Source organism: Streptomyces sp. NPDC016459, from assembly GCF_040632845.1.
Classification (GTDB): domain Bacteria; phylum Actinomycetota; class Actinomycetes; order Streptomycetales; family Streptomycetaceae; genus Streptomyces.
Genome location: NZ_JBEYCR010000004.1, coordinates 426,732 through 449,499 on the forward strand (window position 1 = coordinate 426,732; position 22,768 = coordinate 449,499).

General features: G+C 70.7%; 22 protein-coding genes. 15 read left to right on the forward strand and 7 right to left on the reverse strand.

The window, feature by feature from the left end; translation table 11 throughout:
- Positions 1 to 9 precede the first annotated feature (9 nt).
- From ABZ567_RS14380 to ABZ567_RS14390, 3 genes are all read right to left on the reverse strand, one after another.
- Positions 10 to 942, reverse strand: a complete 933-nt coding sequence (locus tag ABZ567_RS14380) for a Yip1 family protein (RefSeq protein ID WP_360788608.1) — start codon at positions 940 to 942, stop codon at positions 10 to 12.
- Between the two features lie 146 nt (positions 943 to 1,088).
- Positions 1,089 to 3,347, reverse strand: coding sequence for a (Fe-S)-binding protein (locus ABZ567_RS14385; protein ID WP_360788610.1), 2,259 nt, complete (start codon positions 3,345 to 3,347; stop codon positions 1,089 to 1,091).
- Between the two features lie 107 nt (positions 3,348 to 3,454).
- On the reverse strand, positions 3,455 to 3,943 hold the full coding sequence (locus ABZ567_RS14390; RefSeq protein WP_360788613.1) for a sugar transferase: 489 nt from the start codon (positions 3,941 to 3,943) through the stop codon (positions 3,455 to 3,457).
- A gap of 342 nt (positions 3,944 to 4,285) precedes the next feature.
- On the opposite strand from ABZ567_RS14390, the gene dnaK reads away from it, so the two are divergent.
- From dnaK to ABZ567_RS14410, 4 genes are all read left to right on the forward strand, one after another.
- On the forward strand, positions 4,286 to 6,133 hold the full coding sequence (dnaK, locus tag ABZ567_RS14395; RefSeq protein WP_360788615.1) for a molecular chaperone DnaK: 1,848 nt from the start codon (positions 4,286 to 4,288) through the stop codon (positions 6,131 to 6,133).
- Positions 6,130 to 6,798 (forward strand): nucleotide exchange factor GrpE, encoded by a 669-nt coding sequence (grpE, locus tag ABZ567_RS14400; protein ID WP_360788618.1) that lies wholly within the window; start codon positions 6,130 to 6,132, stop codon positions 6,796 to 6,798. The genes dnaK and grpE overlap by 4 nt, the downstream gene beginning before the upstream one ends.
- A 90-nt stretch (positions 6,799 to 6,888) precedes the next feature.
- Positions 6,889 to 8,067 (forward strand): molecular chaperone DnaJ, encoded by a 1,179-nt coding sequence (dnaJ, locus tag ABZ567_RS14405; RefSeq protein WP_360788621.1) that lies wholly within the window; start codon positions 6,889 to 6,891, stop codon positions 8,065 to 8,067.
- A gap of 3 nt (positions 8,068 to 8,070) precedes the next feature.
- Positions 8,071 to 8,514 carry a helix-turn-helix domain-containing protein gene (locus tag ABZ567_RS14410; protein ID WP_360788623.1) on the forward strand — a complete coding sequence of 148 codons (444 nt, stop codon included), beginning with the start codon at positions 8,071 to 8,073 and terminating at the stop codon, positions 8,512 to 8,514.
- 64 nt (positions 8,515 to 8,578) lie between these two features.
- Here the strand turns inward: ABZ567_RS14410 and ABZ567_RS14415 are convergent, their stop codons facing one another.
- Both ABZ567_RS14415 and ABZ567_RS14420 read right to left on the reverse strand, forming a co-directional pair.
- Entirely contained in the window at positions 8,579 to 9,046 is a 468-nt protein-coding gene (locus ABZ567_RS14415; protein WP_360788626.1) for a hypothetical protein, read from the reverse strand.
- A 5-nt stretch (positions 9,047 to 9,051) separates the two neighbouring features.
- Positions 9,052 to 10,095, reverse strand: a complete 1,044-nt coding sequence (locus ABZ567_RS14420; RefSeq protein ID WP_360788629.1) for a helix-turn-helix transcriptional regulator — start codon at positions 10,093 to 10,095, stop codon at positions 9,052 to 9,054.
- Positions 10,096 to 10,202: 107 nt separating this feature from the next.
- On the opposite strand from ABZ567_RS14420, the gene ABZ567_RS14425 reads away from it, so the two are divergent.
- Entirely contained in the window at positions 10,203 to 10,463 is a 261-nt protein-coding gene (locus tag ABZ567_RS14425; protein WP_360788632.1) for a hypothetical protein, read from the forward strand.
- A complete protein-coding gene (locus tag ABZ567_RS14430) occupies positions 10,460 to 10,780 on the forward strand; it encodes a (2Fe-2S)-binding protein (protein WP_360788635.1) in 321 nt (106 codons plus the stop codon). Before ABZ567_RS14425 ends, ABZ567_RS14430 begins: the two co-directional genes overlap by 4 nt.
- A 149-nt stretch (positions 10,781 to 10,929) precedes the next feature.
- Here the strand turns inward: ABZ567_RS14430 and ABZ567_RS14435 are convergent, their stop codons facing one another.
- Positions 10,930 to 11,334 (reverse strand): TIGR03618 family F420-dependent PPOX class oxidoreductase, encoded by a 405-nt coding sequence (locus ABZ567_RS14435; protein WP_360788638.1) that lies wholly within the window; start codon positions 11,332 to 11,334, stop codon positions 10,930 to 10,932.
- A 123-nt stretch (positions 11,335 to 11,457) separates the two neighbouring features.
- Between ABZ567_RS14435 and clpB the strand changes: the two genes are divergently transcribed.
- Positions 11,458 to 14,052: an ATP-dependent chaperone ClpB gene (gene clpB / locus ABZ567_RS14440; RefSeq protein WP_360788640.1), complete on the forward strand. Its 2,595-nt coding sequence runs from the start codon at positions 11,458 to 11,460 to the stop codon at positions 14,050 to 14,052.
- A 93-nt stretch (positions 14,053 to 14,145) separates the two neighbouring features.
- Positions 14,146 to 14,679, forward strand: a complete 534-nt coding sequence (locus ABZ567_RS14445) for a YbjN domain-containing protein (protein WP_360788643.1) — start codon at positions 14,146 to 14,148, stop codon at positions 14,677 to 14,679.
- Positions 14,680 to 14,769: 90 nt separating this feature from the next.
- Here the strand turns inward: ABZ567_RS14445 and ABZ567_RS14450 are convergent, their stop codons facing one another.
- On the reverse strand, positions 14,770 to 15,948 hold the full coding sequence (locus ABZ567_RS14450; RefSeq protein ID WP_360788646.1) for a pyridoxal phosphate-dependent aminotransferase: 1,179 nt from the start codon (positions 15,946 to 15,948) through the stop codon (positions 14,770 to 14,772).
- A 91-nt stretch (positions 15,949 to 16,039) separates the two neighbouring features.
- On the opposite strand from ABZ567_RS14450, the gene ABZ567_RS14455 reads away from it, so the two are divergent.
- From ABZ567_RS14455 to fbaA, 7 genes are all read left to right on the forward strand, one after another.
- Entirely contained in the window at positions 16,040 to 16,264 is a 225-nt protein-coding gene (locus tag ABZ567_RS14455; RefSeq protein ID WP_360788649.1) for a hypothetical protein, read from the forward strand.
- Between the two features lie 263 nt (positions 16,265 to 16,527).
- Positions 16,528 to 17,046: a DUF2617 family protein gene (locus tag ABZ567_RS14460; RefSeq protein ID WP_360788652.1), complete on the forward strand. Its 519-nt coding sequence runs from the start codon at positions 16,528 to 16,530 to the stop codon at positions 17,044 to 17,046.
- Positions 17,047 to 17,121: 75 nt separating this feature from the next.
- The gene (locus tag ABZ567_RS14465) at positions 17,122 to 18,957 is read left to right on the forward strand and encodes a spermidine synthase (protein ID WP_360788655.1); all 1,836 of its coding nucleotides are present in this window, start codon (positions 17,122 to 17,124) and stop codon (positions 18,955 to 18,957) included.
- Between the two features lie 86 nt (positions 18,958 to 19,043).
- Positions 19,044 to 20,057 carry an SRPBCC domain-containing protein gene (locus ABZ567_RS14470; protein WP_360788658.1) on the forward strand — a complete coding sequence of 338 codons (1,014 nt, stop codon included), beginning with the start codon at positions 19,044 to 19,046 and terminating at the stop codon, positions 20,055 to 20,057.
- Positions 20,058 to 20,119: 62 nt separating this feature from the next.
- A complete protein-coding gene (locus tag ABZ567_RS14475; RefSeq protein ID WP_360788834.1) occupies positions 20,120 to 20,905 on the forward strand; it encodes an aldose 1-epimerase in 786 nt (261 codons plus the stop codon).
- Positions 20,906 to 20,928: 23 nt separating this feature from the next.
- Positions 20,929 to 21,468, forward strand: coding sequence for an orotate phosphoribosyltransferase (gene pyrE / locus ABZ567_RS14480; RefSeq protein WP_360788661.1), 540 nt, complete (start codon positions 20,929 to 20,931; stop codon positions 21,466 to 21,468).
- Between the two features lie 222 nt (positions 21,469 to 21,690).
- Positions 21,691 to 22,713, forward strand: coding sequence for a class II fructose-bisphosphate aldolase (gene fbaA, locus ABZ567_RS14485; RefSeq protein WP_360788664.1), 1,023 nt, complete (start codon positions 21,691 to 21,693; stop codon positions 22,711 to 22,713).
- Positions 22,714 to 22,768 lie beyond the last annotated feature (55 nt).

Here is a 22,768-nt window from a genome sequence, read left to right on the forward strand (position 1 = left end):
CGAGGACGCTTACAGCGTGCCCAGCTTGATCAGGCTCAGCAGCGCCACCAGCTGGATCGCCGACGCGCCCAGCGCCTTCGGCCACGGCAGGTCGTGCGAGCGGCTCACCATCAGAGTGAAGAGCGCTCCGGCCGCCAGCCAGGTCAGCCAGCCGACCACCTGGACGAGGCCGTTCTCGCCGCCCAGGAACAGCGCGAAGACCAGTCGGGGCGCGTCCGTGATCGACATGATCAGCATGGAGAGGCCCACGGTCGGCTGCCAGGCCCCGTCACCGCCCAGCTGCCGCGCCAGGGTGTGCGTGACCGCGCCCAGGATGAGTCCACCGACGACGAAGCCGAGGGCGGTCATCAGGACGTACGGGATCGCCGTCGACAGGGTCGCGTTGATCGCCTCTTCGCGCGCCTTGTCGAAACCGAAGATCGCGAGCAGCCCGTAGAGGAAGGTCACGACCAGGGCCGGGCCCCAGACGGCGTGGTCCCGCATCCGCAGGAACGTGTCCGCCGGGCGCAGCACGATGCCGCTCAGGAGGCCCTTCCAGGGGAGCCGGGGGCCGACGGGGACGGGCGGCGGGGCGTGGTGGCCCGCGCCGTGGCCGTACGGGTCGTCGACGCTGAACATCTGGGTGTGGCCCGGGTTGTTCGCCGTGGCCGCGTGGGGGTGCTGCGGCTGGCCGTACGGCTCCCCGAAGTACTCCGGCTCCTCGTACGGCTGCTGCCGGCCCTGCTGCCCCTGCCGGCCGTACGGAGGCTGCTGGCCCTGCCGGCCCTGCTGTCCGTACGCCTGCTGCTGCCCCTGCTGTCCGTACGGCGCGGGGCCCTGGCCCTGCTGCCACTGCTGCTGCGGGTACGGCGGCGGGGCCGCGTTGTACCCGTGCGGCGCCTGCTGCGGTTGTTGTTGCGGGGGGCGGTTGTCCCGGCCGCGTCCGTTCCTGAATCCAGCCACGTCGTCGAACGTACCCGCTTCCGCCGTGCGAGCGCTCCTCGGGCGGCTCCTTGCCACTGAGCTGTGACATCCCCTAAGGGGTGGCCCGCACGGAAAGGGCCGCCCCGCGATCACGCGGGGCGGCCCCTCCACCGTCAGGCTCGGGCTCAGACCGCCGGCTCCGGCTCCTCGGTGGCCGGCTCCGGCTCCGGGTCCGCCGGGGTCTTCACCGACTCGAGGAGCAGCTGGGCCACGTCCACGACCTGGACGGACTCCTTGGCCTTGCCGTCGTTCTTCTTGCCGTTGACCGAGTCGGTCAGCATGACGAGGCAGAACGGGCAGGCGGTGGAGACGATGTCCGGGTTCAGGGACAGGGCCTCGTCGACGCGCTCGTTGTTGATGCGCTTGCCGATCCGCTCCTCCATCCACATCCGGGCACCACCGGCGCCGCAGCAGAAGCCGCGCTCCTTGTGGCGGTGCATCTCCTGCTGGCGCAGGCCGGGGACGGCGGACATGATCTCGCGCGGCGGCGTGTAGACCTTGTTGTGACGGCCCAGGTAGCAGGGGTCGTGGTAGGTGATCAGACCGTCGACCGGGGTCACCGGGACCAGCTTGCCCTCGTCGATGAGGTGCTGGAGCAGCTGGGTGTGGTGGATGACCTCGTACTCGCCGCCGAGCTGCGGGTACTCGTTGGCGATGGTGTTGAAGCAGTGCGGGCAGGTCGAGACGATCCGCTTGGCCGACTTCGGCTTCTTCGTCTCCGGGTCCTCGTCGTCCTCGCCGAACGCCATGTTCAGCATGGCGACGTTCTCCTGGGCGAGCTGCTGGAACAGCGGCTCGTTGCCCAGGCGGCGGGGAGAGTCACCGGTGCACTTCTCGTCGCCGCCCATGATCGCGAACTTGACGCCCGCCATGTGGAGCAGTTCAGCGAAGGCCTTCGTGGTCTTCTTGGCCCGGTCCTCCAGGGCGCCGGCGCAGCCGACCCAGTACAGGTAGTCGAACTCCGAGAGGTCCTCCGCGTCCTTCCCGATGATCGGGACCTCGAAGTCGACCTCCTTGGTCCACTCGACGCGCTGCTTCTTCGCCAGGCCCCAGGGGTTGCCCTTCTTCTCCAGGTTCTTGAGCATCGTGCCCGCCTCGGACGGGAACGCGGACTCGATCATCACCTGGTAGCGGCGCATGTCGACGATGTGGTCGATGTGCTCGATGTCGACCGGGCACTGCTCGACGCAGGCGCCGCAGGTGGTGCAGGACCACAGCACGTCGGGGTCGATGACGCCGTTCTCCTCGGCGGTGCCGATGAGGGGGCGCTCGGCCTCGGCGATGGCGGAGGCGGGGACGTCCTTGAGCTGCTCGGCCGTCGCCTTCTCGTTGCCCTCCATGTCCTTGCCGCCGCCCGCGAGCAGGTACGGCGCCTTGGCGTGCGCGTGGTCGCGCAGCGACATGATGAGGAGCTTGGGGGAAAGCGGCTTGCCGGTGTTCCAGGCGGGGCACTGCGACTGGCAGCGGCCGCACTCGGTGCAGGTGGAGAAGTCGAGGATGCCCTTCCAGGAGAACTGCTCGACCTGGGAGACGCCGAAGACGGCGTCCTCGGCCGGGTCCTCCCAGTCGATCTCCTTGCCGCCGGTGCTCATCGGCTGGAGCGCGCCGAGGGCGGTGGAGCCGTCGGCCTCGCGCTTGAACCAGATGTTCGGGAAGCCGAGGAAGCGGTGCCAGGCGACGCCCATGTTCGTGTTGAGCGAGACCGTGATCATCCAGGTGAAGGACGTGACGATCTTGAGTGCGGCGACGAAGTAGGTGAGGTGCTGGATGGTGCTGAGGCTCAGACCGTCGAGCAGCGCGATCAGCGGGTACGAGGCGAAGAAGCCGGGCTCCCAGCTCGTCACGTGGTGCTGGACGCCTTCGAGGGCGCGCAGCGTCATGATGCAGGCGCCGACGATGAGGATGACGGCCTCGACGAAGTAGGCCTGTCCGGTCTTGGAGCCGGTGAAGCGGGACTTGCGGCCCGCCTTGGTCGGCCTGTTGAGCTGCCGGATCACGATCAGGGTCACGATGCCGAGGACCGTCATCAGGCCGAGGAACTCGGTGAAGATCTCGTACGGCAGCCAGTCGCCGATGATCGGGATCAGCCAGTCGGCCTGGAAGAGCTGGCCGAAGGCGTTGACGATCGTCAGGAGCAGGGAGAAGAAGCCCACCGCGACGAACCAGTGCGCGAAGCCGACGATGCCCCAGCGGTTCATCCGTGTGTGGCCGAGGAACTCCTTGACCAGCGTGATGGTGCGCTGTGTGGGGTCACCGGTACGCGTGCCGGCGGGCACCGGCTGACCGAGCCGCACGAAGCGGTAGATCTGCACGGTGGCGCGGCCGAACAGCGCGACGGCCACCACCGTGATGGCGATCGACACGATGATCGCTGCGAGTTGCATGAAGGGCTCCTCGGGCGGGCCTACTAAGCGGTAACTTATTGAGTTCCTGCTGAGATTACCCGGTCGCGGCCCCGCGCTGTAGCGGCGCTCGCGGTGATATGTGTCGCTCAGGCAAACCTTGCCGCGCGACGCCTGTGTACTGCTGGAAGCGTACGCGCAAGGATCTCCAGATCCATTCCCAGCCAGTGGTGGTCCACATAGTGGAGGTCGAGCAGCTCCCGTTCCTCCCACGGCAGGTCCGAGCGCCCGCTGATCTGCCACGGGCCGGTGACGCCGGGGCGTACGGAGAGCCGACGGCGTCCCTCGCCCGTGCACTCGCGGTGGGAGGGGGCCAACGGGCACGGACCGACCAGGGACATCCGGCCCCCGACGACGTGCAGCAGCAGCGGCAGCGCGGCCAGCGGACTCCGGGTGCGGAAGGTCAGCATCGTGAAGGGGGTCCCCCCGAGGCCGGCCACCGTGCGGCGGCGCAGGACCCCGTGGCCGGGGGACGCCGAGCCGGCGGCGACGGAGACGGCGACGGCGGCGAGCAGCGGGGACAGCAGTACGAGGAGGGCGAGCCCGCCCATGAGGTCGAACGTCCGCTTGGCCGTCATTTCCCCACACCCTTTCGAGCGTCGACCGAGAACCGTGCGTAAACCGAAAACCGTGCATAACCGAAAACCGTGCGTAACCGGGGAGCCGTGGGTATCCGAGATCTCGGGTATCCGAGAATCATGGGATATTCGTGGAATATGCCTGCTTTGCCCGGCAAGGAGCACACGGACTCTCTCATGTCGCACCCCGCCCGGTCCCGGATCGACGCGCGCGGCAGCTGGGCATGAGCGCGTCAGCAAGCGAAGAGTTGAGTCCACTCCACTCAGGTCTGTTGACGCGAACGGGGTCGTCATGCATCCTTGAGTCAGATCCACTCAAGTACGTCAGCTGGAGGAACCGAAATGGCACGTGCGGTCGGCATCGACCTGGGCACGACTAACTCCGTCGTCAGCGTTCTGGAAGGCGGCGAGCCCACCGTCATCACCAACGCCGAGGGCGCCAGGACCACGCCGTCCGTCGTCGCCTTCGCGAAGAACGGCGAGGTGCTCGTCGGCGAGGTGGCCAAGCGTCAGGCCGTCACCAACGTCGACAGGACCATCCGGTCGGTCAAGCGCCACATGGGCACCGACTGGAAGATCGAGATCGACGGCAAGAACTTCAACCCGCAGCAGATGAGCGCCTTCATCCTGCAGAAGCTGAAGCGCGACGCCGAGGCCTACCTGGGCGAGAAGGTCGTCGACGCGGTCATCACCGTCCCGGCGTACTTCAACGACTCCGAGCGTCAGGCGACCAAGGAGGCCGGTGAGATCGCGGGCCTCAACGTCCTGCGCATCGTCAACGAGCCGACCGCCGCCGCCCTGGCGTACGGCCTGGACAAGGACGACCAGACGATCCTCGTCTTCGACCTCGGTGGCGGCACCTTCGACGTGTCGCTCCTGGAGATCGGTGACGGCGTCGTCGAGGTGAAGGCCACCAACGGTGACAACCACCTCGGTGGTGACGACTGGGACCAGCGTGTCGTCGACTACCTGGTGACGCAGTTCCAGAACGGTCACGGCGTGGACCTGGCCAAGGACAAGATGGCTCTCCAGCGTCTCCGCGAGGCCGCGGAGAAGGCGAAGATCGAGCTGTCGTCCTCGACCGAGACCTCGATCAACCTGCCCTACATCACGGCGTCCGCCGAGGGCCCGCTGCACCTGGACGAGAAGCTCACGCGCGCCCAGTTCCAGCAGCTGACCTCGGACCTGCTCGACCGCTGCAAGGTGCCGTTCCACAACGTCATCAAGGACGCGGGCATCCAGCTCTCCGAGATCGACCACGTCGTCCTCGTCGGTGGCTCGACCCGTATGCCGGCCGTCGCCGAGCTCGTCAAGGAGCTGACCGGCGGTCAGGACGCCAACAAGGGCGTCAACCCGGACGAGGTCGTCGCCATCGGCGCCGCGCTCCAGGCCGGTGTCCTCAAGGGTGAGGTCAAGGACGTCCTGCTCCTCGACGTGACCCCGCTGTCCCTCGGCATCGAGACCAAGGGCGGCATCATGACCAAGCTCATCGAGCGCAACACCACGATCCCGACCAAGCGGTCCGAGATCTTCACGACGGCCGAGGACAACCAGCCGTCCGTGCAGATCCAGGTCTACCAGGGCGAGCGCGAGATCGCGGCGTACAACAAGAAGCTCGGCATGTTCGAGCTGACCGGTCTGCCGCCGGCCCCGCGTGGCGTCCCGCAGATCGAGGTCGCCTTCGACATCGACGCCAACGGCATCATGCACGTGACCGCGAAGGACCTGGGCACGGGCAAGGAGCAGAAGATGACCGTCACCGGCGGCTCCTCGCTGCCGAAGGACGAGGTCGACCGGATGCGCCAGGAGGCCGAGCAGTACGCGGACGAGGACCACCGTCGCCGCGAGGCCGCCGAGTCCCGCAACCAGGGCGAGCAGCTCGTCTACCAGACGGAGAAGTTCCTCAAGGACAACGAGGACAAGGTCCCCGGTGACGTCAAGACCGAGGTCGAGGCGGCGCTCGCCGAGCTGAAGGAGAAGCTCAAGGGCGAGGACACCGCGGAGATCCGTACCGCCACCGAGAAGGTCGCGGCCGTCTCCCAGAAGCTCGGCCAGGCGCTGTACGCCGACGCCCAGGGCGCGCAGGCCGCGGGCGGCGACGCCGGTGCCGGCCAGCAGGGCCAGGCCGACGACGACGTCGTCGACGCCGAGATCATCGACGACGAGCCCAAGAAGGGTGGCCAGGCGTGACCGAGGAGACCCCGGGCTTCGAGGAGAAGCCCGACGTCCCCTCCGGCGCCACCCCTGACGACGCCGCCGAGACCGTCGAGTCCTCCGTGGAGGAGGACCTGACGGCCCCGGCCGGGGACGAAAGCAGCCAGAAGTCGGCCGGTGCCGGTGTCGCGGGCCTCACGGCCCAGCTGGACCAGGTCCGTTCCGCGCTCGACGAGCGCACCGCGGACCTCCAGCGGCTCCAGGCCGAGTACCAGAACTACCGCCGCCGCGTGGAGCGGGACCGGGTCACGGTCAAGGAGATCGCCGTCGCGGGCCTCCTGTCCGACCTGCTCCCGGTGCTCGACGACGTCGGCCGGGCCCGTGAGCACGGCGAACTCGTGGGCGGGTTCAAGTCGGTGGCCGAATCGCTGGAGACCGTCGTCGCCAAGATGGGTCTGCAGCAGTTCGGCAAGGAGGGCGAGCCCTTCGACCCGACGATCCACGAGGCCCTGATGCACTCGTACGCGCCGGACGTCACCGAGACGACCTGCGTGGCGATCCTGCAGCCCGGGTACCGGATCGGCGAGCGGACCATCAGGCCCGCCCGCGTGGCCGTCGCCGAGCCCCAGCCGGGCGCGGCTCCGGCCAAGGAGGACGGCACGTCGGCCGACGAGGAGAGCGGTGCCCCCGACGAGGGGTGACGCGCCGGTCGGAGCAGGGGTGACCGCCGGATCGCCGGCGGTCACCGGACCAGTGACGCACACCGGAGCAGTCCGGAAGGAGGGACGTCGATGAGCACGAAGGACTTCGTCGAGAAGGACTACTACAAGGTCCTCGGCGTCCCCAAGGACGCCACGGACGCCGAGATCAAGAAGGCGTACCGGAAGCTCGCCCGCGAGAACCACCCGGACGCCAACAAGGGCGACAGCAAGGCGGAGTCACGCTTCAAGGAGATCTCCGAGGCGAACGACGTCCTCGGCGACCCGAAGAAGCGCAAGGAGTACGACGAGGCCCGCGCCCTCTTCGGGAACGGCGGCCTCCGGGCCGGCGGTCCGGGCGGTGGCTCGTTCAACTTCGACCTGGGCGACCTCTTCGGCGGCGCCCAGGGAGGCCCCGCCGGAGCGGGCGGCTTCGGCGGCGGCGGGATCGGGGACGTCTTCGGCGGCCTGTTCAACCGCGGCGGGGGTGCGGGGGCCCGTACCCAGCCGCGGCGCGGCCAGGACATCGAGTCCGAGGTGACGCTCAGCTTCACCGAGGCCATCGAGGGCGCGACCGTACCGCTGCGGATGTCGAGCCAGCAGCCGTGCACGGTGTGTTCGGGCACCGGCGACAAGAACGGCACCCCCCGGGTGTGCCCGACCTGCGTCGGCACCGGGCAGGTCTCGCGCGGCAGCGGCGGCGGCTTCTCGCTCACCGACCCGTGCGTGGACTGCAAGGGCCGCGGTCTGATCGCGGAGAACCCCTGCGAGGTCTGCAAGGGCAGCGGCCGGGCCAAGTCCTCCCGCACCATGCAGGTCCGCATCCCCGCGGGCGTGAGCGACAACCAGAAGATCCGACTGCGCGGCAAGGGAGCGCCGGGCGAGCGCGGCGGGCAGAACGGCGATCTGTACGTCGTCGTCCACGTCGACGCCCACCCGGTCTTCGGCCGCAAGGACGACAACCTCACCGTCACCGTGCCGGTCTCCTTCACGGAGGCGGCGCTCGGCGGCGAGATCAAGGTGCCGACCCTCGGCGGCCCCCCGGTCACCCTGAAGCTGCCCGCCGGCACCCCGAACGGGCGGACCATGCGCGCCCGGGGGAAGGGCGCGGTCCGCAAGGACGGCACCCGCGGAGACCTCCTCGTGACGGTCGAGGTCGCGGTGCCGAAGGAACTGGACGACAAGGCACGTGACGCCCTGGAGACCTACCGCGAGGCGACCGCCTCCGAGGATCCGCGGGCGGAGCTGTTCCAGGCCGCGAAGGGAGCGTGACCCGTGGACGGGCGCCGACGCAATCCGTATCAACTGACCGACGAGTCGCCGGTGTACGTCATCTCGGTGGCGGCCCAGCTCTCGGGTCTGCACCCGCAGACCCTGCGGCAGTACGACCGTCTCGGTCTGGTCTCCCCGGACCGTACGGCCGGCCGGGGGCGGCGCTACTCGGCCCGTGACATCGAGCTGCTCCGTCAGGTGCAGCAGCTGTCGCAGGACGAGGGCATCAACCTGGCCGGGATCAAGCGGATCATCGAGCTGGAGAACCAGGTCGCGGCGTTGCAGAACCGGATCGCCGAGCTGTCGGCCGCGGTCGACGGCGCGGCGGCGGCGATGCGGCAGCGCGAGGCGCAGGTGCACGCCTCGTACCGGCGCGATCTGGTGCCGTACCAGGACGTGCAGCAGGCGAGCGCCCTGGTGGTGTGGCGCCCCAAGCGCGGCGAGTAGGCGCGTGTCCCCGTGGGTGAGGCCCCTTCCGTTCCGGCGGAGGGGGCCTCGTCGTGTCACGGGGTCAGGGGATCAGTTCGGAGACGATGTCGCCGACGGTCTCGAACCAGGGTGCGGCGCCCGTCCCGAAGGCCGCGGCGAGGGCGGTGCCGAGGGCGATGTCGCGGGGGGTCGCGCCGGGCTCCCAGGTGTCGACGACCCGGCCGTCGCCCGTGCTGAGGAGGGTGCCGATCCGTCGCCGGCCGCGGGTGAGGCGGCTTTCGGTGTACCCGCAGGGGATCAGCCGGTAGCGCGTGCCCCCGGTCCGTACGTCGACCCGGTAGGAGCGCCGCAGGAGCCGTCCGCGGGCCGGCCGGACGGTGGCGGGCTCCCCGTCCACGGTGAGCGCGAGGAGGGCGGCCCTGCGGGTCCCGATGGGGGTGTGGGCGTCGGGGCGGGTCCCGGCGGCCCGTACGAGCTCCACGGTGGGCAGCCCGTATCCGGAGACCCGCAGGGTCCCGGCGGGGGCGTCGAGGTCGATCTGTACGTACACGGTGGTCAGGCGTTCCGTTCGATGCCGGTCAGGTGGCGCGCCGGCCGGTCGTCCCCTTCGAGGATGCCCGACCGGGCGATGAGGTAGCCGAGCTGGGCCCGGCTGCCGCTGCCGAGGGTGGCGGCGAGTTTGGCGATGTGGGCGCGGCAGGTGCGCACGTTCATGCCGAGGCGGCGGGCGATGGCCTCGTCGACATGGCCCTCGACGAGGAGCTTGGCGATGGAGCGCTGGACGCCCCCTATGCCGTCGACGGAGGGGCTGTAGGGGATCTCCTCCTCCCAGGGCACGCCGTGCAGCCAGAACTGGTCGAAGACGCCGACGAGGTACTGGACGAGGCCTTCGTGGCGCAGTTCGAGGGCGACCTGGCGGTCGCTGCGGGCGGGCACGAAGGCGACCTTGCGGTCGACGATGATCAGCCGGTCGACGATCTCTTCCAGGGTGCGCAGTTCCAGCCCGTAGGGGGCGACCCGTTCGACGTAGGCGAGGGTGGCGGGGTGGTGCCGGGCGGTGTGCTGGTAGAGGGTGCGCATCCGGACACCGCGGTCGAGGAGGGGCTCCATGCGGCGCAGGGCCGCTTCGAGGGTCTCGGGGCGGCGGCCGCTGCCGGGCTGGATGGTGAGGAGTTCCTCGGTGCACTCGTTGATGGCGCGGTCGAGGGCGGCGTTGATGACGCTGAGGCCTTCGAGGACGGTGATGGACTGGACGCCGGAAGGATCCTGCGTGTGGAGGGCCATGAACGGCTCGAAAGCGTCGGCGAGCGCGATGGCGTGCTGACGGCGGGTCTGTATCTCCTGCTCGATGGGGTGCACGAGCTGGCTGAGGGCGATCGCCGGCGGTACGGGACGCAGCCACTGGCTGTCGTCCGGGTCCGGGTGCAGGAGGGAGAGCGCCCTCAGGCAGGGGGCGGCTTCGGCGTCCGCGCGGGCTATGCGCCCGGTGCGGAGAGCGTTCGCATAGAGCTCCTTGCCCACGTCGCATAGGTCACCGTGACTGTGCTTATGACCGGACTCGTCGCACTCTCGCCTCATTTGCACCCCCCTCAGGGTCATGAATTACAGGAACATGATGCCCGGCTTGGCTGGTGAAAGGGGGCGTGCGTGAGCCATCGTCTTACTCGCGGGGGGGAGGTAGTGATCAAAAGAGGTGGAGATCGGCCATGACCAGGATGGTTCGTGCACTTAGCGCCATAGCCGTTGCGGCGGCTGCTCTCGGCGCACTCGCCGTAGGCGAGCCCTCGTGGGAGGTCGCACCGGCGCACTCCGTGGCGGGGGACGAGCCCTCGTGGGAGATCGCTCCGGCGCGCTCCGTTCCGGCGGGCCCGGACGAGCCCTCGTGGGAGAGCTCCGCCGAAGGCGTCGTGCTCGCGGCCCCCTACGAGCCGTCCTGGGAGATCGCTCCCAAGGGCGCGGGCGCGTGACCGTGCCGCCGGACGACCCCAGGTTCCGCCGGGAGATGGCTTCGGCCTACCGATCCGGATGGCACTTCGTCGACCTCGCCACGGCCATCCCCCACCGTGGCGACTCGCTGAAGGTCACCCTCTTCGGGGAGCCGATCGTGGTGGCACGGGAGCAGGACGAGGACGTCCGCGCCTACCGCTGCCTCCGCCGCCCCCGCGGCGCCCCGCAGCCCATCCGCTGTGCCATCCGGTACGGCATGATCTTCGTCAACCTCGACCAGCGGGACCACCGGCTGATCGAGCCCGAGACCATCACCGCCACCCCCCGCAGTGCCTGAGCGATTCCCCCGTCGTTGTAGATCGCTCAGGCACTTCCCCCACACAGCGGCGCCATCGCGGACCTGAAACGCGATGGCGCCGCTGTGCTGTCCCCGGACTTCTCCCGGACGGGGGACTCGCCGGACGGCGGGGGGCTTCCCGTACGGGATCAGGCGCGGCCCATCGCGCGCGTGAGGGCGATCTCGATGACGACCCGGTCCGGGTTCGGGGCCGGCGTCCGTCCGTAGCGTTCCGCGTAGCGGTTCACGGCGTCCGCGACGACCTCCGTCTCCGTGCGGATGCGGGCGACGCCCTCCAGGGTGGCCCAGCGCCCCCTGTCGACCTGGCAGACCGCGACCCGCGCGCCCTCCGCGCCCGCCGCCAGGACGTTGGCGACCTTCCGGCTGTGCTTGTTGGTGATGACCCGCGCGTACCCGTTCTCCGGGTCGTACGTGACGCCCACCGCCACGACGTGCGGGGTGCCGTCCGGGCGCGGGGTGGTCAGGGTGCACATGTGGTACTCGCGCCAGAAGCTGAGGTACGAGTCGGTGGGGTTCCTCGGGTCGGTCGCCATGCCCCGGAAACTACCCGGGGCGGAGCCCCGGGTGACACCTTGAGCGGTGCCGACTCAACTTTGTGTACTCTGGAGAGGTCATAAAGGGAGAGGACCCACGACGTTCGAGGAGGAGCACCGCACGTGGACGCCGAACTGACCAACCGGAGCCGGGACGCGATCAACGCGGCCAGCAGCCGCGCCGTGTCCGAGGGGCACGCGGACCTGACCCCCGCCCACCTGCTGCTCGCGCTGCTCACGGGTCAGGACAACGAGAACATCACCGACCTGCTCGCCGCCGTCGAGGCCGACCAGGCGGTCGTCCGCGCCGGCGCGGAGCGGCTGACCGCCGCCCTGCCGAGCGTCACGGGGTCCACGGTCGCGCCCCCGCAGCCCAACCGGGACTTCCTCGCGGTGATCGCCGACGCCGACCGGCGGGCCAAGGAACTCGGCGACGACTACCTGTCCACCGAGCACCTCCTCATCGCGATCGCGGCCAAGGGCGGCCCCGCCGGTGAGATCCTCGACCGGCAGGGCGCGAGCGCGAAGAAGCTGCTCGACGCGTTCGAGAAGAGCAGGGGGGGACGCCGGGTGACCACAGCCGACCCGGAGGGGCAGTACAAGGCGCTGGAGAAGTTCGGTACGGACTTCACGGCCGCCGCACGCGAGGGCAAGCTGGACCCGGTCATCGGCCGCGACCACGAGATCCGGCGTGTCGTGCAGGTGCTGTCCCGCCGCACCAAGAACAACCCGGTCCTCATCGGTGAGCCCGGCGTCGGCAAGACCGCCGTCGTCGAGGGCCTCGCCCAGCGGATCGTGAAGGGCGACGTGCCCGAGTCGCTGAAGAACAAGCGGCTGGTCTCGCTCGACCTCGGCGCGATGGTCGCCGGGGCCAAGTACCGCGGCGAGTTCGAGGAGCGCCTGAAGACCGTCCTTTCCGAGATCAAGGCGAGCGACGGCCAGATCATCACCTTCATCGACGAGCTGCACACGGTCGTCGGCGCGGGCGCCGGCGGCGACTCCGCCATGGACGCGGGCAACATGCTCAAGCCCATGCTGGCCCGCGGCGAGCTGCGCATGGTCGGCGCGACCACCCTCGACGAGTACCGCGAGCGGATCGAGAAGGACCCCGCCCTGGAGCGCCGCTTCCAGCAGGTCCTGGTCGCCGAGCCGACGGTCGAGGACACCATCGCGATCCTCCGCGGCCTCAAGGGCCGGTACGAGGCCCACCACAAGGTGCAGATCAACGACTCCGCCCTGGTGGCCGCGGCCACCCTCTCCGACCGGTACATCACCTCCCGCTTCCTCCCCGACAAGGCCATCGACCTCGTCGACGAGGCCGCCTCCCGGCTCCGCATGGAGATCGACTCCTCGCCCGTCGAGATCGACGAGCTCCAGCGCTCGGTCGACCGGCTCCGCATGGAGGAGCTGGCCCTGAAGAACGAGACGGACGTGGCGAGCAAGCAGCGCCTGGAGAAGCTGCGCCGCGACCTCGCGGACCGCGAGGAGGAGCTGCGCGGCCTCACCGCCCGGTGGGAGAAGGAGAAGCAGTCCCTCAACCGGGTCGGTGAGCTGAAGGAGCGCCTCGACGAGACGCGCGGCCGCGCCGAGCGCGCCCAGCGAGACGGCGACTTCGACACCGCGTCCAAGCTGCTGTACGGGGAGATCCCGGCCCTGGAGCGGGAGCTGGAGGAGGCGAGCGAGGCCGAGGCCCAGCAGGAGTCCTCGAAAGACACCATGGTCAAGGAGGAGGTCGGCCCGGACGACATCGCGGACGTCGTCGGCGCCTGGACCGGCATCCCCGCCGGACGGCTCCTGGAGGGCGAGACGCAGAAGCTGCTCCGCATGGAGGACGAGCTCGGCAGGCGGCTGATCGGCCAGTCCGAGGCCGTGCAGGCGGTCTCCGACGCCGTGCGCCGGACCCGCGCGGGCATCGCCGACCCCGACCGGCCCACCGGTTCCTTCCTCTTCCTCGGCCCGACGGGCGTCGGCAAGACCGAGCTGGCGAAGGCGCTCGCCGACTTCCTCTTCGACGACGAGCGGGCGATGATCCGCATCGACATGTCGGAGTACGGCGAGAAGCACAGCGTCGCCCGCCTGGTCGGCGCGCCCCCCGGCTACGTGGGGTACGAGGAGGGCGGCCAGCTCACGGAGGCGGTCCGCCGCCGCCCGTACAGCGTGGTCCTGCTCGACGAGGTGGAGAAGGCGCACCCGGAGGTCTTCGACGTCCTGCTCCAGGTCCTGGACGACGGGCGCCTCACCGACGGCCAGGGCCGGACGGTGGACTTCCGCAACACCATCCTGGTCCTCACGTCGAACCTCGGCAGCCAGTACCTGGTGGACCCGCTGACCTCGGAGGAGGTCAAGAAGCAGCAGGTCATGGACGTGGTCCGGGCGAGCTTCAAGCCGGAGTTCCTCAACCGGCTCGACGACCTCGTGATCTTCTCCGCCCTCGACCGGGCCGAGCTCGGCCGGATCGCGCGGCTCCAGATCGACCGCCTCGCGCAGCGGCTCGCCGAGCGCCGGCTCACCCTGGACGTCACCCATGAGGCCCTGGAGTGGCTCGCCGAGGAGGGCAACGACCCCGCGTACGGCGCCCGTCCGCTGCGCCGTCTGATCCAGACGGCGATCGGCGACCGGCTCGCCAAGGAGATCCTCGCGGGCGAGGTCCGGGACGGCGACACGGTCCGCGTGGACCGTGTCGGGGACGGCCTGACCGTGGGACCGGCGGGACGCTGACGGTCATGCTCGGCCATCCGACCGGCCCGGGGTTGCCACAACCCGCCCGGGATGGGGGAGGATGGCGAGCATCCGTACGAAGGGAAATACACGGTGAGCATCGACCCGTCCTCGATTCCGAATTTCGGGGGCCAGCCCCAGCCTCAGGCCGCAGGACCGGCGGGCCCCGTCGTCCCCGACCAGGACCTCGTCAAGCAGCTCCTCGAGCAGATGGAGCTGAAGTACGTCGTCGACGACGAGGGTGACCTCGCGGCGCCGTGGGAGGAATTCCGCACGTACTTCATGTTCCGCGGTGAGGACGAGCAGCAGGTCTTCTCGGTGCGGACGTTCTACGACCGCCCGCACTCGGCCGACGACCGCGCGCGGATCCTCGACGCGATCGACGACTGGAACCGCCGCACCCTGTGGCCGAAGGTCTACACGCACCTGCACGAGGAGGAGGACGGCTCCGCCACCCTCCGCCTCATCGGTGAGGCGCAGATGCTGATCGGCACCGGCGTCGCCCTGGAGCACTTCGTGTCCTCCACGGTCAGCTGGGTCCGTGCCTCCATCGAGTTCGACAAGTGGATCGTCGAGCAGTTCGGTCTGGAGACCCCCCAGGAGAAGGCCGGCGACGAGGAGGCCTGAGCCTCCCCCGAACCGCCCACGGGAGCCCGGCCCCCCTCACCAGAGGGGGGCCGGGCTCCCGTACGTCCGGGGCCGCGCGGCCGCGGTCGCTCAGCCCAGCCGCTTGAGCCGGGAGACGGCCTCCTCCAGGACCTCGGTCTTCTTGCAGAAGGCGAAGCGGACGAAGGGGGCGCCGGCCTCGCGGTGGTCGTAGAAGACGGCGTTGGGGATGGCGACGACCCCGGCGCGCTCCGGCAGCGAGCGGCAGAAGGCGAAGCCGTCGTCGGTGCCGAGCGGGCGGATGTCGGTGGTGACGAAGTAGGTGCCGGCCGGCCGGTAGACCTCGAAGCCCGCCTGCGCGAGGCCCTCGCTCAGCAGGTCCCGCTTGGCCTGGAGGTCGGCGCGGAGCGTGTCGAAGTAGGCGGCCGGGAGCCGCAGGGCCTCGGCGATCGCGTACTGGAACGGGCCCGAGGAGACGTACGTGAGGAACTGCTTGGCCGAGCGGACGGCGGAGGTCAGTTCGGGGCTCGCGGTGACCCAGCCGACCTTCCATCCGGTGAACGAGAAGGTCTTGCCCGCGGAGCCGATGGTGACCGTGCGCTCCCGCATGCCCGGGAGGCTCGCGATCGGGAGGTGCTCGGCCCCGTCGAAGACCAGGTGCTCGTACACCTCGTCGGTGACGACGAGCAGGTCCCGTTCGATCGCCAGCTCCGCGACGGCGGTCAGTTCGGCCCGGCTGAGGACGGTGCCGGTCGGGTTGTGCGGGGTGTTGAGGAGGATCAGCCGGGTCCGGTCGGTGACGGCGGCCCGCAGCTCGTCCAGGTCGAGGACGTAGGACCCCTCGTGCGGGCGGAGGGTGACGGGGACCCTGGTCCCGCCGGCCATCGCGACGCAGGCGGCGTACGAGTCGTAGTACGGCTCCAGGGCGATCACCTCGTCACCCGGCTCGACCAGGGCGAGCAGCGCCGCCGCGATCGCCTCGGTGGCGCCCGCGGTCACGAGCACCTCCGTGTCCGGGTCGTACGGCAGGCCGTACCGCTCCCGCTGGTGGTCGGCGATCGCCGAGCGCAGCTCGGGGACGCCGGGGCCGGGCGGGTACTGGTTGCCGCGACCGTCCCGCAGCGCGCGGACCGCGGCCTCCCGGATCTCCTCGGGACCGTCGGTGTCGGGGAAGCCCTGACCGAGGTTGATCGCCCCGGTCCTGGCGGCGAGCGCGGACATCTCGGCGAAGATCGTCGTCCCGAACTCGGCGAGGCGGCGGTTGAGCGGCGGTCGTGTCATGACGGCCATCCTGAAGCCAAGCTCTGGACTTGCTCAAGTGCGCTTTGGCGCGCCGGTGGATCGGGCATCTCCCCCGCACACAAGAACGGGGGTAGTACAGATGGAATTCTTCATCGTGACCGGCATCGCTCTCTTCGTGATCGCGGTCGTCATCGGCGTGGCGGCCGCCGTCCACAGCACGCGAGGCGCCGTCCGGCCGCGCGGCGGCCGGTCGGGGCACAGCACCTGGGCCGACGGCGGCGGGGGCGGTGGCTGCGGGGGCAGCAGCTCCTGCGGTTCCGGGGGGTCGAGCTGCGGGGGTGGTGGCTGCGGCGGCGGGAACTGAAAGCACAGGACGGGGGCGGTCCGTGTGAACCGGTCGGTCGAGTTCGATTGAACAAGTGAACTGTGGGCTCCCCGAAGGGGTTGGAAAACACAGCAAGTTGGGTAAAACCGCTGCGAGTCGCTCGGGGTCCGTGGTTCTCTCGCTCCTGACAGAGACAGCCCTCGGACCGTGTGTGGACCCGAGCCGGCGAATCCCCACTCCCGCTGAACCCTCTCCGGGGCGCCCCCGGCCCACCCGTCAAACCGTGTTTGCGGAGCCGACCCATGCTCACCACCCTGAAGACCTCCTACACCGACACACGCGCGGCCGACCTGGCCTGGGCCCTCGGGCGCGAGCCGCTCCCCGCCCTGGCCACGCTCGACTTGCGACTCGGCGGCGCCGAGCTCCAGTTGAGACTGCTCGGCGCCTCCCATCAAGTCCTCCTGGAAGAGGAGGGCCGCAGCTGCTCGGAGACCGTCGCCTGCATGCCGGGCAGCAGTACCCCGCTCCCGCTCGGCGTCTCCAGGCGCGTCGGTGGATGGGAGTACGAATTCGCCGCACGCGTCGAGACGCTGTCGCACGGCTCCTTCGCGGGCCGCGCACAGGAGTTGCTCGCCCTCGTCGCGGACCATCCCAACGGGCTCGCGGGCACCTTCCCGGGCTCCCCGCACGCCTTCACGGCGATGCTGGCACAGCGTCACGAGGGTCAGGTGCGCTGGCGCACCTGGCACGCCTACCCGCAGGAGGGACAGTTGGTGGTGACCAGGACCCGTATCGGCGCACGTATGCCCGCAACGCTCTGATGCGCCCTCTCGACGCCCCAGGTGCACTCGTGTGGGTGACAAAGGGTGCGAGAGTCGTGACGTAGCGTTACGGGCATGATCGAGCCGACCGTGACCATGCCACCCAAGAGGGTGCGGCGGGCGCCCGTGCGGCGGTCCGAACCGCCGCGCGGGACGCCCGGGGCGGTACGGTTCCCGGTCCTCGCGGTCGCCTTCGTCTGCGCCGCCTGCGGTCTGGTCTACGAACTCGAACTGGTCGCGCTCGCCTCCTCCTTGACGGGCGAGTCGGTCACCCAGGCCTCCGTCGTGCTCTCCGTGATGGTGTTCGCGATGGGCGTGGGCTCGCTCCTCGCCAAGCGGCTGCGCTGCCGGGCCGCCGTCGGCTTCGGCCTGGTCGAGGCGGGACTCGCGCTCGTCGGCGGCTGCTCGGCGATGGTCCTGTACGCGGCCTTCGCCTGGTTCGGCGAACCGCGGTACGTGGTGGTGGCGTTCTCGCTCGCCATCGGGGTGCTCATCGGCGCGGAGATCCCGCTCCTGATGTCGCTGCTACAGCGGTCCGCCGGGGCGACCGGGGGCGCCGGCCGGTCCTCCGTCCGTCCCTCAGCCCGTTCCCCCGTCCGTCCCTCCGTCCGCTCGCCCGCCCGCTCCCCCGTTCGCTCTGCCGCCTCCTCCGTCCGTTCTCCCGCCTCCTCCGTCCGTTCCGTGCGGGCCGAACGGTCGGGACGCTCCGGGCGGCAGGATCCGCCCGGGGAGCAGGACGACGCCGCCGGGACGGTCGCCGACCTCTTCGCCGCCGACTACGTCGGCGCGCTCGTCGGCGGCCTCGCCTTCCCCTTCCTGCTGCTGCCCTGGCTCGGCCAGCTCACCGGCGCCCTCGTCACCGGCGCGGTCAACGCGGTGGCGGGCGGCGGCCTCGTCCTGTGGGTGTTCCACCACGAGCTCACCCCCCGCTCCAGAACCCTCCTCGTGGCCGTGAACGTGTCGGTCCTCGCCGTCCTCGCCACGGCGACCGTGCTCGTCGACGACTTCGAACAGGCGGCGCGCCGCGCGGTCTACGGCGATCACGTGCGGATCGCCGTCCACACCGAACTCCAGGAAGTGGTCGTCACGGGAGGCGTCGGGGGCCCGCCCGACCTCTTTCTCGACGGACGCCTCCGGGTCTCCGGTCGGGACGAGTACCGCTACCACGAGGCGCTCGTCCATCCCTCGATGAACGGCGGGCACACGCGCGTGCTCATCGTCGGGGGCGGGGACGGCATGGCCGCCCGCGAGGTGCTGCGCTACCCCGGGGTCCGCTCCGTCACCGTCGTCGAACTCGACCCGGGGGTCGTCCGCCTCGCCCGTACGGACCCGGCGCTCGCCCGGCTGAACGCGCGGGCGTTCCGTGACCCCCGCGTCCGGGTGGTCCACGCGGACGCCTTCCACTGGCTCCGGGACGCCGCCACGGCCGTGCGGGACCGGTACGACGTGGTGATCTCCGACCTGCCCGACCCCGGGATCACCCGCAGCACCAAGCTGTACGCGCAGGAGTTCTACGGCCTCGTGTCCCAGGTCCTCACCCGCTCCGGACGCCTCGCCGTGCACGCCGGGTCCGTCACCGACCGGCCCCGCACCTACTGGACCGTGGACGCCACCCTGCACGCGGCCGGCTTCGCGACCCGCCCGTACAGCGCGAGCGGCCGCGCCCCCGTCTTCACCGCCGGCCCGGACCGCGCCGACCGCGCCAGGGGTACGGGACGGGGGCCCGTCGACTGGGGCTTCCTCCTGGCCGTCCCGGGCAGCCGCCCGCCCGCCCTCGGCCTCGCCCCCGACGCGCCCCGGCTGCGGTCCCTCGACGATGACCTTCTGGACACGGCCGCCCGCCACGCGGAGCGCCGCCGGAGCGGCGGACTGCCGCCGTCGACGCTGGTGCATCCGCGGTACGGGGGCTGACGGGTCCCGCGGGCGTGGGGCCCCCGATGTCTGGCCCGGCACCGAAGAGGCGACGCCGCGCCCCGGCCTGAGTAGGCTCGGCTTCCATGGAGCATGAGGTGTTCGTCCCGGTCCCGGCCGAGGTTCTGCGCGCGACGCTCACGGACCCGGGCCGGGTGGCGCGCTGCGTACCCGGCCTCCAGCGGGACGCCGACGCGGAGGCGGGCCCCCTCACGGGGCGGCTCAAGGTGCGGGTCGGCGGCCACACCATCACCTACCGGGGCGCCCTGACGATCGTCGAGAAGGACGACGCCGTCACCTACGGGGGCCAGGGCACCGAGGCCCGGGGCAAGGGCACGGTGGAGCTGACGCTCACCGTCGTCCTCACCCCGGTGGCGGAGGGGACCACCCTGAGCTTCACCGGTGCCGTGACGGCGGACGGCCGGCTGGCCGAGGCCCCGGACGAGGCCCGCACCACGACGGGCACCCGCCTGTTGGACCGGTTCGCGGAGGCGCTGACGACGATGGCGGAGGAACGGGAGGGCGAACCGGAGCCCGCCTCCGAGGCCGAGACGGAAGCGGCTTCCGAGGCTGAGCGTGCCTCCGAGGGCGTCTCCGAGGCCGTATCCGAGGCCGAGGCTTCCTCCGGGGGCGAGGCCGAGCCCGCCTCCGAGGCCGCGCCCGTCTCCACGGCTGAGCCCGAGACCGCCCCCGTCGTCGAGCCCGCCTCTGCCCCCGCTCCCGAGGCGGAGACCACCCCCGAGCCCGATACCGACGACGACGGGGTCGACGACGGGGTCGAGGAGCCCCGTCGGGATTCCGGCCTCGACGCGCCCGTTCCGCCGCCCTCCCTCGACCCCCTCCTCGGCCAGGACTTCGGCGACACCCCCCTCGCCTTCCCCGCCCCGCAGCCCGCCGCCGAGGCCGCCCACGCCCGCCGGACGATGATCGGGCGCAGCGCCGAGGAGGTCGACCACGCCCCGCCGCGCGGGCGGTACGCCCCCGTGCCCGCGCCCGACGCGTCGAGCGCCGGTGCCACCCTGCGGTGGATCGCCCCCGCCGCGGCCCTCGCGCTCGCCTCCGCCGTCGTCGTCGGCAGGGCGCTGCGCCGGCGCCGCTGAAACCTGTCCGGAAGGGGTCGCCCACGGAGGGGGCCCCGCACGATTAGGGTCGGGGGGTGAGCATGCAGACGCGACTGACGGCGGGCGACGCCGAGTTGACCATCAGCCCCGAGAACGGCTGCCGGATCGAGAGCCTGCGCCTCGGCGGCACCGAGGTGCTGCGCCAGGGTGAGCGGTACGGGAGCTTCCCGATGGTGCCCTGGTGCGGCCGGACCGGGAACGGCCTCTTCCGCAACGGGGCCACCACCCACCGACTGCCGGTCAACGCGGCCCCGCACGCCATCCACGGCACCGTCCGCGACCTCGCCTGGAAGACCGCCAGGACGTCCGACACCGAGGCCGTCTTCACCTGTGAGCTCGGGGACCCCTGGCCGTACAAGGGCACGGTGACGCAGGTCTTCGAGCTGGCCGAGGACTCGCTCACCCTGCGCTTCGGGATCGAGACCTACGACGACTCCTTCCCGGCCCAGGCGGGCTGGCACCCCTGGTTCCGGCGCAACCTCGGCGAGGGCGGCCAGGACGTGCGCATCGGTTTCACCGCCGCCTGGCAGGAGGAGCGTGGTGACGACCACCTCCCCACCGGACGTCGGATCGACCCCCTGCCCGGCCCGTGGGACGACTGCTTCGGCATGCCCGACGGTGTCGATGTCACCCTCACCTGGCCGGAGGAGCTGGAGCTGAAGGTCACCAGCCGGGAGCCCTGGGTCGTGATCTACGACGAGCCCGAGGAAGCCGTCTGCGTCGAGCCGCAGTCCGGCCCGCCGAACGGCCTCAACACCCACCCGCGCCTGGTCACCCCGATCGACCCCCTGGAGGTCGAGAGCACTTGGAGCTGGCGCCGCCTGTGAGCAGTGCCCTTTAAGCTCGGGGCATGACTGACGTACGCGCTGAGCTGCTCCAACAGATCAAGGACAAGGCCGTGGTGCACGGCAAGGTGACCCTCTCGTCGGGTCTGGAAGCCGACTACTACATCGACCTGCGCCGGATCACGCTGGACGGCGAGGCCGCGCCGATGGTGGGTCAGGTCATGCTCGACCTCACGGCCGACCTGGACTTCGACTGTGTCGGCGGGCTGACCCTGGGCGCCGACCCGGTCGCGACCTCGATGCTGCACGCCTCCGCCGCGCGCGGGCAGCGCCTCGACGCCTTCGTCGTACGGAAGGCGCAGAAGGCGCACGGGATGCAGCGCCGGATCGAGGGCACGGAGGTCAAGGGCCGTCGCTGTCTCGTGGTCGAGGACACCTCGACCACCGGCGGTTCGCCGCTGACCGCGGTGGAGGCCGTTCGCGAGGCCGGTGGCGAGGTCGTCGCCGTGGCCACGATCGTGGACCGGGGTGCCGCCGATGCCATCTCCCGGGCGGGTCTGACGTACCTCACCGGCTACCAGCTGGCCGATCTCGGCCTGGCGTAACCGCCGCGAAGTCGTGACTTAGGTACCTGACCCTGGTGACAGGTGTCCTGACCTGCGTTTTCGCCGAGGGGCGGAGTGTTTCACGTGAAACACTCCGCCCCTTGGTGTGCCATGCCCGTGGGAGCCCGGACGAGAGTCTGGAAGGATGGGCGTCGACGATGACGTCGCCCCCAGGTCAGGGACAGCAACGCACACACCCCGCACATCACAAGGAGCGGACGAATGCCCATCGCAACCCCCGAGGTCTACAACGAGATGCTCGACCGGGCGAAGGCAGGCAAGTTCGCCTACCCGGCCATCAACGTGACCTCGTCCCAGACCCTGCACGCTGCTCTGCGCGGCTTCGCGGAGGCCGAGAGCGACGGCATCATCCAGATCTCGACCGGCGGAGCCGAGTTCCTGGGCGGCCAGTACAACAAGGACATGGTCACGGGCGCCGTAGCCCTGGCCGAGTTCGCGCACATCGTCGCCGCGAAGTACGACATCACGGTCGCGCTGCACACCGACCACTGCCCGAAGGACAAGCTGGACGGTTACGTCCGTCCGCTGCTCGACGTCTCCGCCGAGCGCGTCAAGGCCGGTCGCAACCCGCTGTTCCAGTCGCACATGTGGGACGGCTCCGCCGAGACCCTGGCCGACAACCTGGCCATCGGTCAGGAGCTGCTGACCAAGGCCGCCGCCGCCAAGATCATTCTTGAGGTCGAGATCACCCCGACCGGTGGCGAGGAGGACGGCGTCACCCACGAGATCAACGACGAGCTGTACACCACCGTCGACGACGCCCTCCGCACCGCCGAGGCCCTCGGCCTGGGCGAGAAGGGCCGCTACCTGCTCGCCGCCTCCTTCGGCAACGTGCACGGTGTCTACAAGCCGGGCAACGTCGTGCTCCGCCCCGAGCTCCTCAAGGACCTCCAGGCGGGCGTGTCCGAGAAGTACGGCAAGGCCTCTCCGTTCGACTTCGTCTTCCACGGCGGTTCGGGCTCCACGGCCGAGGAGATCGCCACCGCGCTGGAGAACGGCGTCGTGAAGATGAACCTGGACACCGACACCCAGTACGCGTTCACGCGTCCGGTGGCCAACCACATGTTCAAGAACTACGACGGCGTCCTGAAGGTCGACGGCGAGGTCGGCATCAAGTCGACCTACGACCCGCGCACCTGGGGCAAGCTGGCCGAGGCCGGCATGGCCGTCCGCGTGACCGAGGCGTGCGCGGCGCTGCGCTCGACCGGCACCAAGCTGAAGTAACGACGTGATCGTGTGAGCGAAGGGCCCGGCACCTCTCAGGTGCCGGGCCCTTCGC

Excerpts from the sequence above, each read along its gene's own strand:
- ABZ567_RS14385 (WP_360788610.1), bottom strand. The coding sequence starts at position 3,347 with ATGCAACTCGCAGCGATCATCGTGTCGATCGCCATCACGGTGGTGGCC.
- ABZ567_RS14390 (WP_360788613.1), bottom strand. The coding sequence starts at position 3,943 with ATGACGGCCAAGCGGACGTTCGACCTCATGGGCGGGCTCGCCCTCCTC.
- dnaK (WP_360788615.1), top strand. The coding sequence starts at position 4,286 with ATGGCACGTGCGGTCGGCATCGACCTGGGCACGACTAACTCCGTCGTC.
- dnaJ (WP_360788621.1), top strand. The coding sequence starts at position 6,889 with ATGAGCACGAAGGACTTCGTCGAGAAGGACTACTACAAGGTCCTCGGC.
- ABZ567_RS14420 (WP_360788629.1), bottom strand. The coding sequence starts at position 10,095 with ATGACCCTGAGGGGGGTGCAAATGAGGCGAGAGTGCGACGAGTCCGGT.
- ABZ567_RS14425 (WP_360788632.1), top strand. The coding sequence starts at position 10,203 with ATGACCAGGATGGTTCGTGCACTTAGCGCCATAGCCGTTGCGGCGGCT.
- ABZ567_RS14435 (WP_360788638.1), bottom strand. The coding sequence starts at position 11,334 with ATGGCGACCGACCCGAGGAACCCCACCGACTCGTACCTCAGCTTCTGG.
- ABZ567_RS14450 (WP_360788646.1), bottom strand. The coding sequence starts at position 15,948 with ATGGCCGTCATGACACGACCGCCGCTCAACCGCCGCCTCGCCGAGTTC.
- ABZ567_RS14455 (WP_360788649.1), top strand. The coding sequence starts at position 16,040 with ATGGAATTCTTCATCGTGACCGGCATCGCTCTCTTCGTGATCGCGGTC.
- ABZ567_RS14460 (WP_360788652.1), top strand. The coding sequence starts at position 16,528 with ATGCTCACCACCCTGAAGACCTCCTACACCGACACACGCGCGGCCGAC.
- ABZ567_RS14465 (WP_360788655.1), top strand. The coding sequence starts at position 17,122 with ATGATCGAGCCGACCGTGACCATGCCACCCAAGAGGGTGCGGCGGGCG.
- ABZ567_RS14470 (WP_360788658.1), top strand. The coding sequence starts at position 19,044 with ATGGAGCATGAGGTGTTCGTCCCGGTCCCGGCCGAGGTTCTGCGCGCG.
- ABZ567_RS14475 (WP_360788834.1), top strand. The coding sequence starts at position 20,120 with ATGCAGACGCGACTGACGGCGGGCGACGCCGAGTTGACCATCAGCCCC.
- pyrE (WP_360788661.1), top strand. The coding sequence starts at position 20,929 with ATGACTGACGTACGCGCTGAGCTGCTCCAACAGATCAAGGACAAGGCC.
- fbaA (WP_360788664.1), top strand. The coding sequence starts at position 21,691 with ATGCCCATCGCAACCCCCGAGGTCTACAACGAGATGCTCGACCGGGCG.